This window comes from Microcystis sp. M079S1 (genome assembly GCF_020246425.1).
Classification (GTDB): Bacteria; Cyanobacteriota; Cyanobacteriia; order Cyanobacteriales; family Microcystaceae; genus Microcystis; species Microcystis aeruginosa.
Genome location: NZ_JADBSZ010000247.1, coordinates 1 through 12,443, shown reverse-complemented (window position 1 = coordinate 12,443; position 12,443 = coordinate 1). Strand labels below are relative to the sequence as shown.

The 12,443-nt window shown below is 39.3% G+C and carries 11 protein-coding genes and 1 pseudogene; 9 read left to right on the top strand and 3 right to left on the bottom strand.

Annotation, left to right across the window (positions count from 1 at the left end; genetic code table 11):
* The first annotated feature begins 415 nt into the window (after positions 1-415).
* From IM456_RS16380 to IM456_RS16360, 5 genes are all read left to right on the top strand, one after another.
* Complete coding sequence (locus IM456_RS16380; RefSeq protein ID WP_287693306.1) at positions 416-613, top strand: type II toxin-antitoxin system RelE/ParE family toxin; 198 nt, start codon at positions 416-418, stop codon at positions 611-613.
* A gap of 552 nt (positions 614-1,165) precedes the next feature.
* Complete coding sequence (locus tag IM456_RS16375) at positions 1,166-2,659, top strand: hypothetical protein (RefSeq protein ID WP_079205815.1); 1,494 nt, start codon at positions 1,166-1,168, stop codon at positions 2,657-2,659.
* 5 nt (positions 2,660-2,664) lie between these two features.
* Entirely contained in the window at positions 2,665-3,123 is a 459-nt protein-coding gene (locus IM456_RS16370) for a DUF7689 domain-containing protein (protein WP_149988199.1), read from the top strand.
* A 95-nt stretch (positions 3,124-3,218) separates the two neighbouring features.
* The gene (locus IM456_RS16365; protein ID WP_002744308.1) at positions 3,219-3,350 is read left to right on the top strand and encodes a hypothetical protein; all 132 of its coding nucleotides are present in this window, start codon (positions 3,219-3,221) and stop codon (positions 3,348-3,350) included.
* A gap of 3 nt (positions 3,351-3,353) precedes the next feature.
* Entirely contained in the window at positions 3,354-4,082 is a 729-nt protein-coding gene (locus tag IM456_RS16360) for a class I SAM-dependent methyltransferase (protein WP_052276598.1), read from the top strand.
* Positions 4,083-4,109: 27 nt separating this feature from the next.
* Here IM456_RS16360 and IM456_RS16355 read toward each other — a convergent pair whose 3' ends face one another.
* The 3 genes from IM456_RS16355 to IM456_RS16345 all read right to left on the bottom strand — a co-directional run bounded on the left by IM456_RS16355 (position 4,110) and on the right by IM456_RS16345 (position 7,751).
* The gene (locus tag IM456_RS16355; protein ID WP_287693305.1) at positions 4,110-6,977 is read right to left on the bottom strand and encodes a CHAT domain-containing protein; all 2,868 of its coding nucleotides are present in this window, start codon (positions 6,975-6,977) and stop codon (positions 4,110-4,112) included.
* A complete protein-coding gene (locus IM456_RS16350) occupies positions 6,974-7,294 on the bottom strand; it encodes a hypothetical protein (protein WP_287693304.1) in 321 nt (106 codons plus the stop codon). Before IM456_RS16350 ends, IM456_RS16355 begins: the two co-directional genes overlap by 4 nt.
* Positions 7,295-7,520: 226 nt before the next feature.
* Positions 7,521-7,751 (bottom strand): type II toxin-antitoxin system CcdA family antitoxin, encoded by a 231-nt coding sequence (locus IM456_RS16345; protein WP_002732463.1) that lies wholly within the window; start codon positions 7,749-7,751, stop codon positions 7,521-7,523.
* A 333-nt stretch (positions 7,752-8,084) separates the two neighbouring features.
* Here IM456_RS16345 and lepA point away from each other — a divergent pair, with 333 nt between their 5' ends.
* From lepA to IM456_RS16325, 4 genes and pseudogenes are all read left to right on the top strand, one after another.
* Positions 8,085-9,896, top strand: a complete 1,812-nt coding sequence (gene lepA / locus IM456_RS16340) for a translation elongation factor 4 (RefSeq protein ID WP_287693303.1) — start codon at positions 8,085-8,087, stop codon at positions 9,894-9,896.
* Positions 9,897-9,951: 55 nt separating this feature from the next.
* Positions 9,952-11,130, top strand: coding sequence for an AAA family ATPase (locus IM456_RS16335; RefSeq protein ID WP_287693302.1), 1,179 nt, complete (start codon positions 9,952-9,954; stop codon positions 11,128-11,130).
* A 3-nt stretch (positions 11,131-11,133) separates the two neighbouring features.
* On the top strand, positions 11,134-11,817 hold the full coding sequence (locus tag IM456_RS16330) for a hypothetical protein (RefSeq protein ID WP_149988202.1): 684 nt from the start codon (positions 11,134-11,136) through the stop codon (positions 11,815-11,817).
* A gap of 244 nt (positions 11,818-12,061) precedes the next feature.
* Positions 12,062-12,443: pseudogene (locus IM456_RS16325) on the top strand (ABC transporter ATP-binding protein); the annotation flags it as partial.

The window sequence follows — 12,443 nt, the reverse complement described above, 5'->3', positions numbered from 1 at the left end:
ATACTCAGTTTCAACCTTTGGGTTTTGCTGAAGGTGTTTAATCTCTTTTTTAAGAAGGCGTAATTTTGCGATCGCCCTTTTAATTAATAATGAATAGTTGATAATTATCCATTGTCAGGAGTCATTTTGGAAACCATCATGGAAATAAAAAACATTAAACAAAAAGCCAGAAATTTAATCGATAAATTGCCAGAAATTCTACATGGGATGATTTGATGTATGAGATTTATGTGAGACAGGCAATTGAAGCAGGATTAGCCGATAGTGAGGCGGAAAAGGTTATTTCTGTGGCAGAAGTACGCACTAAATTCAAGCTAGAGCCATAAAAGTTTTCTGCACAGAAACCGCCGTTAATCATTGATCATCCATCTACAACTACATATCACAAAACTCCCCTCAATATGCTCAAAGACTGGTGGAAAGATTGACCAGACGCTCAGAACAGATCGCTAATTTTCCCTTTTCGGGTCGTCTTGTTCCGGAGTTTGAAACTGAGCAGATCCGAGAAGTTATCGAGGGTTCTTATCGCATAATTTATTATATCAAGCCTGAGCAAATCGATGTTATTGCGGTACTTCATGCTGCCCGAAACATTGAAAATCCACAAGATTAACGATAATCCAAGACCATTGGGGGAGTAAATTAATGGCAGCAGTGAAGATTACCAAAAAAGGGAAGAAAGCTCCAACGGGTTAGCTATCCCTCTGGGAGGAGTGGGAGGCCAATAGTCCAGAAATTATTGAGGTGGCTCATCAGTTCATCTTGACTAATTGTCACAACCCGCAGCGGGCGATATTTCTCGATCGATCTTAAATCTTTGGTTGAGACTGCAAGAAAGCACGGTGCAGGGGAGAAAGTTGAAAACCCATCTCCCCTGGCCTCGTATTATTATCCGAGAAGTATTGAGTTCCAGGGCATTGATCGGCTTAACTATACCAAGGGCATCTAACGGTGATGAGTGATCGGCACAAAGATGGCAGCTCGAAGACACTACAATTGACAAACCTGTAAATCCATGTTACACTCGATGATTGATAGATAAAACTATCATTAGCATGATTGTTCTTAATTAACCATAATACTTTTATTCTCATCAGCCTCGACATTTCAGTTTGAGTGTGATGGGGATATTGAGTAAACTGACTAAATTTCAAGGAGCAACTAAATGCCTGAGAGTTTACAAGGTGAGAAATGTGACGATACTGCAACTAAGGCTAATCAATTTTTAAATACTAGAAACGACCTTATAAGTTATCAAACAAAAAGATTAGACAATCTTTCTGATTTTGAACAACTTGAGCAAGCCTTAATGAATTTTACAAGCAATAAGAAAGATACGGTAAAATATATTCTAAAAAAAGTTTGTGAAGAAGCTAAGTGTCAAGTTGCAGCGATTTTTTTAATCTCTAAGGATGATGTACTAGAGCGTTTTGCCATTCAAGGCAAAGACGTTAATGGTGAGCCAATAGATGATACATGGCTACAAGAAGAGAGGTATGCGAAAGGGGAGAGTTTCACTGGCAGCGCTGCTAATCCATCTGATGGATCATATGGGAAGGTTACTGGAGAGCTTTTCCAGTATGAAAATTTGAAGTATAGGCAGGAATATTCTGATAAGCTAGGCAAATTAATCTCTGCCATTGCCTTACCTTTGAATGGACGAAACAAAACCTATGGAGTATTGAGAATTATAAACAAAGTTGATGATCAGGGCAATATTGACGATCTGGCAAGCTTTGATCCCTGTACAGTAGCTTTCTTAGCAGGAGTCGCCTCTGCTAAACTATCTAATATTCACAGGGATTCTGAGATTAATATACTCAATTACTTGACATACCTTGCAGATATTATCCCAGTTGATTCCTTTGACAAGTATCAAGAAAGGATGTATGACGAAATTTTCAAATACTTAGTCGGCAACGAGACTCCATATAAAGTTGCCATTCTTTACAGAAAAAACTTGTCTTCTGAAGTAGTGGAAGTTTTACGATTTTCTGAAGTATCTGGAGTAAGTAATTCATGTCGAGTTTATCTTGAAGAGGTTGGAAAGGAGTTTGCAGAAAAAATCTCTTCAAATACTTGTCAATTTATTGAAGGAGTACATGAGGAGAAAAACAATAATCGGTTTATTCAAACTGATTTAAAACATTTTGAAGATTCAAAACTTGAAGCCTTTGGCGTTTTCCCACTTTTCTTTGAGGGAAAATTCATCGGAGCTATTGCTCTATTTTTTGGATATAAGTTCAAGCTATTCGATAATAATCTTAGCTTTTTACAAAGTTTTTCTTCTTTACTTGCCATATTAGTTAACAAACAAACTCGGGCAGAGAGACTAAGGGAGTTTGAAAGTCTTGCTGAAGATTGGATTAATGAAACAAGTCATTTATCCTCAACCCATGAGGCGATTATACATCCTAACTATCAGAGAATTATTGGAATGGGGCAAGATGTTATACCATTTTTGCTCAAAAATCTTAAAGAGCCAAAAAGCCTTCCTAGCCGTTGGTTTTGGGCATTAAAAGCTATTTCTGGTGAAGATCCGGTTCCTAAAGACAGCCGGGGTAAGTCTAAGGAGATGATCGATGCTTGGTTGCACTGGGGTATCCAAAAGGGATATATTAAAGGGGATATATTAATGAACACTAAATCATCTATTTAAAAAGTATGTGTATTGTAATCATTAACGGTGATAGTCATATAACCAGTCCGATAACTCTTTATTACAATTCCTTTGCTTGGGCAGTAAATGATCAAGAGCGTTGGTGGTTTCCCGATGGATTTGAGACTGAATATTGGCCAGCTGGAGTAGCAAGGGAGAACACTCTAAGTGCCTTCATAGATGCCTATATGACCGAGCTTTTTGAAGTTTGCCCAATTGGTGATCCTAATTTAGAGTTTAGTCCTAACGGTTTTTTTGTTGAAAAAATCGCTATTTATACTATTAATGGTAGGCCCTCTCACGCCTGTCGGCAATTAAACACTGGAAGATGGACGAGTAAAATAGGAGTTCGTGAAGATGTACGACATGAATTTGTGGAACATTTTATTGTAGAAATTGAAGGGATACCTGATATTCTTAATCTTGGAAACCGCAGCATTATTATGAGGAGAATACATCATTAATAGTAGGCTAGAGTCTAGCTTTGCTTTCAAATAAGATATGTATCTTAAGTTTGCTTGTGGAAGTTCTGCAATTGTAAAGATATGCTATAATTGGAGTGAGTCAAAGTACCAAAGTTAAGCGTTTAGAGGAAGTAGCGAATTGCCATCAAAAGCTAAATATTATGTTCGGCAAGTCTTTCAGCAAAATTAAGTCTCTGACTATGTACACCAAAATAGCTAAGTTATAATTTATGGAAAATAATCAACTTATAGAAAGAAGGTTTGACGGCAAGATAGGTGATGATTATAGTCTCTGGCAATCTGCTCGTCCTCATCTTAAAAAGTTAAGACAAGAGTTAGTCAAACTACTAATTAACTATCAAAACTCTTGCCCAAAGGAATCGCTGATCCTAGAAATTGGGTGTGGCGATGGAGAATTAACTGAGATGATCCTATCTGAAGCAAAAAATATTAAGATAATCGCTATCGATAACGAACCTTCGATGATTCAAAAAATCCGCTCAAGGCTTTCACATTACCTATCTCAAGATACTCTTGTTGTTATTCAGGATGATGTTTTAAACTTTTTGCAAAGTTATCCTTTGAATAACTTTAATTTTATTGTTTCTGGATTCACTTTTCACAATATGTTGGCACTCTATCGTTTTCAAGTATTTCAACTATTATATAGTCGGCTTCTCATTGGAGGTAAGTTATTAGACGCTGATAAAATCGCGCAAAGAGGTGAACAGCATAACCGTGATATAAAGTGGCAATATGATAAATTCTTTGAAGTCCTTGTATCTGCTGAAAGGTTCGATCTCCTGAAAGAGGTTATGTTGCACTATACTACGGATGAACAACCTAATAGAATACGCTATGAAGATGAAACAATCTCTGAACTTTCAGAAATTGGATTTCAAGAAGTTACCTTATACTTACGTCAATATATGGATGCACTGATTATAGCCTCTAAATAGAATTTTACCCGATTGTTAGCACCTAAGTTAAATATTTTGGGATTCAAGTCTTGAAGCTAACGTAGAAATTCTCCTCGCTCCATAAACAATTCCCCCACCCCCACCTTGGTAAAAGTGATGGTATATAAGAATTGGAAATGTAAAGTCGCTCAAGTCTGCTGTGGCAGGATATTCTATATTTTCAAGCTCCAACCATATACCTCCTTGTCGCCAACCTATGCAATCGCCAAAACTACCCCATACTTCCCGATTATATTCTTCTTTCCCTTCAAGGTCACGGTAAATTTTGGCCTGTCCTTTAATGCCAAATTTCCCTTTGCTGTAGTCCATCCAGAGACGGTCAATCTCATCGATTACCTCTAGGGATACCTGACTAAAAAGATCATAGAAGTCATCATAATTTTCTATAACCATCCACTGGTACATAATGAAAGCGGTTTCGTAGTCGGATTTTTTCCAATCCTGTTGCTCTAGGTACTCCTCTAACTTTTGATAGATTTGCCCTGTATTTGCTTTGAGATATTGCCTGTGTTTTCTCAGTTCCTTTTCGTAGGCGCGATCAGCTTCTCGGTTATATTGTACCGAGATCATCTTATCGAATTGTTCCCTAAACCTTTCAGGATTTTCTTTATCCGCAAAGACGAGACGAAAAATCTCTGCCCATCTTTCCTCATTTCTGTTCTCTTTATTCCCCCAAAGTTCGGTTAAAACCTTGGCTGCCGTTTTCTCTAAATCAGAAAGCTTACTTGCATCTTTAGGAAGCTCGATATGGGGGTTAATATGTTTGATGTGGGAGGCGCGGTAGAGGGTTTCTCTGTCGTCATTGTGGATTACCTCGATCAAACCTTTATCTTGTGCTTGTTGTAATTTTTTCTGATAGTTGGGAACCGATTGACAAACCGCTTCTAAAGCAGCCAAAGGGACAGGAATTTCATAGATTAGGCAATTACTGACCACTTTTTCAAGAGCTTCATCCGTCAATAGTTGCGGTTTTTCCTCTAACCGCCAGACTATCTTATCGCGCCAAGTAACATCAGATTCATTCTCAAATGACCGCAACTTTGTATCTATCTCCCCTGAACTTAAAACCTCATTATTGAGCCATTCCAACAGACGGGGGTTGCCATCAGCAAGGGTTAAAGCTCTTTCTATATAGTTTTCATCAATCTTACCTGAACTAAAATGCTCTAACCGCCGCAATTTCTTTTCTAAATCGGACTCTTTGTATTTGAAAGAGGGCAAAGACTCCAGATGATAAAATTTGTCTAATAGAGGGGATTTGAAGGTATAGCGCGAGGTAATAATCAGGCGATGATAGTAATTGGTTTCCTGTATCGCCCAAACGAGAGCTTGTAATAGGGGGGCTACCCCTGCTTTAAGGATATAGTCATCGCTGGATGAAGGGCATTCTAAGTTCCACTCGAAATCATCGAGGATGAGCAAAAGGGGGGACTGGTTTAACAGCCTAAAAATATACCTTAATCGGTATTTAAGTTCTTCGTTAGGATTCCTTAAGGTCTCGCGATGCTGTTCGCTATCGAGTTTATCAGCTAGGGTATTAACCAAGCTAGTTTGATCAATTTGTTGATGCCAGACAAGCTTAGTATAGTCTGGAAGGCGATCGCACAGACGAGCGGCGAGGGTACTTTTCCCGTTACCACCAAAACCTTGCAGGAAAACCCCGGCCTTATGAATTGCTTTAGGATTATCAAAGGGTTTTTTCAGCACTTGCAAGCAATCCTGAAGATCACGGCGGCGACCGATAAAAGTTTCCCGTTTGGCTACCCGCAAATATTTCGTTTCTGGGTCCACAAATTGGTCAACAACGGATACGGGAGGTAAAGGTTTTTTCTGTCCTCTCTTTACCAAAGCTTCTGGGATACTTTCCCTCACATAGAGGCGTAAACAATGCCAATCCCTGGCCTGATTTCCCAATAACTTCTGATAGGCAAAAGCTAACGACTCGCTTAAAGTAAAGCCTTGGGAAAGCTTTTCGTAGAGGATGGCCGCCGTGTCAGCAGCTTCGTTATCCCTGACGGGTTGACCCCACCCCAAAACAGCTTTAGCTCCCTTTTCTAATAACTTCTCGGCCATCGAAAGGATCTCATCACCATCGGAGTAGCCTGTACGACACCCTGATAAAAACAAAAGCTTAGGTAAATTAAACTGTAATTCTCCGGCAATATCTTCGGCGCTGGTATCTTGCCTATCTCCGTATTCCGTCTCGGTAATAAAATAGGGTTTCTGATCCTTGATGGTGGCGTGTCCGCTCAAGTGGATAACATCGAAATATCCTCTATCTTTACTGGCTATCAATTCGCCTAATTCTTGAATACATCCGCTCTCTTCAACGGTTAAAGATAGGGGTTTTCCTCTAGTTGCTTTGAGGATCTTCCCTTCTTCTGCCTCAAAGTCTAGTATAGGCGTTACACCCTTAGCAGAACTTGCCATGAAAACCACATTTAAGGCTCGATCCTGCGGGTTGTTGTCCACAGTTAACAGCCTTTCATTACCGGTTTTCATCCACCGCAGGGGAACAATAGCGGGATACTTAGACACCAGAAAACCCTGATCATCGTATAATAATTCCCAGGGTAGATGGACTAATCCTTTGCTGGTGCTGATAGCCAGAACTATTTTCTCTCCCCGGTGGCTATCTAATTCGTTCTGGAGGATGCGCTCCGTACCATCTAACCATCGGTACAAACCTTGTCCTGTTCTGGCGTGGTCTTTCGGTAAACGGGTATAGTAATCGGTGTCGGCCTTTTTACTGAGGTTGTCTATTTCACTCAAGGATCTTGTGTAGAAATCAATCTGGTTGGGGTTGTCCCAGAAAAACCAGAACTCAACCCTATTGCTACCGCTCTCCTGAAGATCAATATGCAGTATCTTCATGATTTTTCTTGTTCTAAGAGTTTTTGTAGTTGCTCTAGGGTAGCATCTTTGAGCATCAGGCGATCGCCGTTTTTGCTGACAATTAACACCAGTTCGATTTTCGGGGTTTCAGGAGAGTCAATTTTTCGCTTTAATTGGTACAATTTCTCGGCGATGGTGATTGTTCCGCTAATAATGCCGATGATGGTGGCGATGGTGGCAAGGGTTCCCTCTTTCTCCTCTTCGGAGATAACTTCGTAGCTGCCTTGCACCCCTTCCATCTCTAGGATATCCTGAGCAACTTTGATAGCATCGGCTCCTTCAATTTCTATCCGCATCAGTTTTGTTCCTCCTGTCAGTACCCCAGCAAAATGATCCTAAATCCGTTTATTAAAAACTGATTATCTATTCCCCCTTTTGCCTGTCCTGATATGTAGCCTATACTCAGCGAATTTAGCATGACCAGCTTAGTTGGGGAAAAAATCTCAATTACCATCAATGCTTGACCTAAGAAAATATTTCAGTCTCTCCGTCGGGAAATAACCTATTAGAGACTGAAAAATCTTAGTCATTCCATTCCCCTTTGGGTGGTACGGGGGGATTGCGTCGAAGATGACGGGTTAAGTCCTCATCCGGTTGTTTCTCTCCTCTTAGCCACTGTTTAATCGCTGTTTCGATAATGCGACTAGGATCGTTAGTCAGGTGTTTAATCTGGTCTAAAACTTCCGAGTCAAGGTGAATAGCGATTTCAACTTTCTCCGCCGTGCGCTGAGTCGGTGTAGCATTGTCGTTCATAAGCTCTATTAATGATTGCTATCTATCATTCTACCCGTCAGTCGAGGATTCTTATCCAAGAGTTTACCTATAGTAATCCGATTTGGACAAATCATACATCTTTCCCTTAGCCATTGCTCTTTCCCTGATTTTGTCACCATAATCAAGCCTACCATAGTTTCCTGTGAATGCCGAGAGGGGAAGCTAAGGCCAAAACCCTGACTATACTTGCAGTTTAGCTTTTTTTACCTTTTACTTTTCGCTTTTGCTCCAGCCTTAGAGACTTTACCTCTACAATGAATTAAGGAATCTAAAATTTTATAAACCCCTGACTTTTGCCAGCAGTGAACCACGATGACTGACGTTCCCGTTTCTCGCATTCGCAATTTTTCCATCATCGCTCATATCGATCATGGTAAATCAACTCTCGCCGATCGCCTCCTGCAAATTACAGGAACCGTAGCCCAACGGGAGATGAAAGAACAATTTCTCGATAATATGGACTTGGAACGGGAACGAGGTATCACCATCAAGTTACAGGCGGCACGCATGGATTATACCGCTAAGGATGGTCAAAAATACGTTCTCAATCTGATTGACACCCCCGGCCATGTGGATTTTTCCTACGAGGTTTCTCGGTCTCTAGCGGCGTGCGAGGGAGCTTTATTAGTTGTGGATGCGTCCCAAGGCGTAGAAGCGCAAACTTTAGCCAATGTTTACCTAGCACTGGAAAATAACCTCGAAATTATCCCAGTTTTAAACAAAATTGACTTACCCAGTGCCGAACCGGAACGGGTCGCGGCGGAAATCGAGGAAGTGGTGGGTTTAGACTGTAGTGAGGCGATTCGTGCCTCGGCTAAGGCTGGGATCGGTATTAATGATATTCTAGAGTCGATCGTCCAATTAGTTCCCCCTCCCCAAGATACCCTCGAAGAACCCTTCCGAGCTTTAATTTTTGATAGTTATTACGACGCTTATCGAGGGGTAATTGTCTATTTCCGCGTCATGGATGGTCGGGTGAAAAAGGGCGATAAAATTCGTTTTATGGCTTCTGGTAAAGAATTTGTGATCGATGAATTGGGAATTTTATCACCGCAACAGGTACAAGTAAATGAACTTCACGCGGGAGAAGTGGGTTATCTGGCAGCCGCGATTAAAACCGTCGCTGATGCCCGGGTGGGTGATACGATTACTCTAACCACTAAACCGGCAAAAGAGCCTTTACCCGGTTATACAGAAGCAAAACCGATGGTTTTCTGCGGATTATTCCCCACCGATGCTGATCAGTATGCCGATCTCAAAGATGCGCTGGAAAAGTTAAAATTAAACGATGCAGCTCTATCCTACGAACCGGAAACTTCTAGTGCCATGGGTTTTGGTTTCCGTTGCGGTTTCTTGGGACTGCTACACATGGAAATCGTGCAGGAAAGACTAGAAAGGGAATATAACTTAGATTTAATTACCACTGCACCCTCGGTAGTTTATCAGGTCACTACTACCGATGGGGAAATTGTCGAAGTGGATAATCCCAGTTTGTTACCTTCCCCACAAAAACGGGAAAAAATTGAGGAACCTTATATCCAAGTGGAAATGATTACTCCGGAAACCTATGTAGGCGCTTTGATGGAATTATGTCAAAGTCGTCGGGGAGTTTTCAAGGATATGCGTTATTTTACTAAAACTCGCACCGCTTTGATTTATGAGTTACCTTTAGCGGAAGTGGTGACGGACTTTTTTGATCAATTAAAATCTCGATCGCGCGGTTACGCTAGTATGGAATATCAATTAATTGGCTATCGGGAAAATGAGCTAGTTAAATTAGATATTATGGTCAATGGTGATCCCGTTGATGCTTTAGCGATGATCGTTCACCGGGATAAAGCTTATTATGTTGGTCGCGCTTTAACCGAAAAGTTAAAAGAATTGATTCCCCGGCATCAATTTAAGGTTCCCATTCAAGCAGCTATTGGTTCTAAAATTATCGCTAGTGAACATATTCCCGCTTTAAGAAAGGATGTCTTAGCTAAGTGTTATGGTGGCGATATTAGCCGCAAGAAAAAGCTGTTAGACAAGCAAGCAAAAGGGAAGAAACGGATGAAAGCGATCGGAACTGTTGATGTCCCCCAGGAAGCATTTATGGCAGTCCTAAAACTCGATCCTCAGTAAAATCTTGGGGTGAGAATTAACTCACCCTTTTTAGTTTTAGCAGTGGGGAATTATTATGAAACTTTTGAGATTATCCTATCAAGATTTATCCTCTGGATTAAGTATAGATTCTTGCAAATTTTTTCCAGATTTGAATTTATTAGTTGGTATCTCAGGTGCAGGAAAAACCTCGATTTTAAAGGCTATTAGTAATTTAAAAAGAATCGCTAATGGTGAGTCTATAAATGGAGTAAAATGGGATGTAGAACTTTTAACCAATGATCATGTTCGTTATCATTGGTTGGGTGAATTTGAGGTTAGAAAAGCTCGTTCTCTCATCAAGATTGAAGAAGATGAAGTCAATAATAATGACGGCGAAAATAAGGTTAGTATAATTAGGGAAACTCTTTTAAAAGATCAAGAGGTTTTGATCGCAAGAAATCAAGAGGTAATTGAGTTTAAACATTCAAAGACACCAAAACTACCATCTTATTTAAGCTGTATAGAGCTTTTCAATCAAGAAGAAGATGTTTTCCCTGTTCGACAGGAATTTAACAAAATGATTTTCAATCCACTTAAGTTTAATATCTCATATTCAGCAGTTGATAAAATCTTGGAAAACGACGAATATGCCAAATATAACTCTCTCTCTGAATTACAATCGAGTCAACTTCCTATTTCTGACAAACTACTGATCACATATCAAAAATATCCCGATACGTTCGAGATAATAAAGAGAAAGTTTTTAGATATTTTTCCTCAAGTTGAAGATTTAAAAATAGAATTTTTAGAACCATTGAAACTAGGTGATCTGATTGTTTCATCAAATAGAATTGTTTTACTTGAAGAGCCACCTCGCATACAAATAAAAGAAAAAAACTCTAATGTTTGGATTTTAGACCCAAATATCTCCTCTGGAATGATAAAAAGCCTGATGTTCTTAGCAACGATCGAATTATCTCCCGATGGCAGTGTTATATTAATCGATGAATTTGAAAATAGTTTGGGGGTTAACTGTTTGGACACTTTAACAGAAGATTTATTAGTTAATTATCGAGATTTACAGTTTATTATTACCAGTCATCATCCCTATATAATTAATAATATCAGTCCTGGCTATTGGAAAATAGTCACTCGTAAAGGAGGAGTAATTCAGGTACACAATGCGGCTGATTTTCATATTTCTAAAACTCGACAAAAAGCCTTTATTGATCTTATCAATGTCTTAGAAGAATTTCCCCAAGGAATTAGTTAATCGATGAATATTTATTTTTTAGTTGAAGGAAGAAGTACCGAAAAAAAGCTTTATACTGCCTGGTTAACTCATCTTATTCCCGAAATTAAGCGAGTTAAGTTTTACGATCAAGTCAATCACAATAATTACTATCTCATTAGTGGTAATGGCTACCCCTCGATACTTGATGAGGGAATTCCTAACGCCATCGATAAAATTCAAGAAGTATCCAAATATAACTATCTAGTCATCTGTCTCGATGCTGATGAGGATACTGTCGAAGAAAGAGAACAATATGTTAATGACTTTATCACCAAAAAAATTACTATCCCCGCACAACTTGAAATCGTGATCATTATTCAAAATCGCTGTCTTGAAACATGGCTATTAGGCAATCGCACAATATTTAATCCTAAACAACCTTTACAGGGACTTTTAGCTGATTATGTTCAACACTATGATGTTTACGAAAATGATCCCGAACTAATGGGTAGATTTAATTGCAGAAATCATGCCGATTTTCATTTTGCTTATCTAAAGTCTATTTTTGAAGCTAAAAAGTTGTCTTATTCTAAAAAATTTCCTGGGGTAGCTCAAGAACAATACTATCTTAATCAATTAAAAAAGCGTATCGATAAAACTGAACACTTAAAAACCTTTCAGAAATTTATTAATTTTTGTGATAATATTCGTCAAAATTTTAGATAAATTGATCTCTGGTGCTTCTGACGAGGATGAAATATAAGCTGATCTGGCATCGTCTCCTGACTAATAGCTGATTGAGAATACAAGACTATGACAAGGCTTTTGTCCTAGAAATTTCTAGGTCGGCAGATTTTTGTAGTATTGTAGTATAATGGTAACTCCAGAAAAACAATCCCAAAAGTGCCTTTAGTCTCTTCAGTTAGCAGTTACCAGATAGAAGTTAAAAATTGGCAATTTACTTGATGTTATGGCTTCCTTACGGGATATTATCAGTTACTATCGCAATTATCAAAAAGCCGCCTTTTTGAGCATTGCTGCCTCCAGTGTCTTTGAAATTATCGATCTGATGGTTCCCTACGCTGTCGGACAGATTCTTAATGTTCTTTCCGATCAACCTTTAGATGGATTCGTGCAATCTTTGGTCGATCGCACCATGATTTTAACTCCCTTTGCCTCAGAAAAGTGGGTTAGTTTGGCAGTATTATTAGGCTTAATTTTCCTAACCACGGTAATTAAAGCACCAATTCAGCCTTGGGTGGGTGTATGGTTTCACTGGGAAATATCCTTAAGAGCGAGACGAGATCATCTCAAAAAAATTATTGCCAAAATTCTCACCTTACCCCTATCTT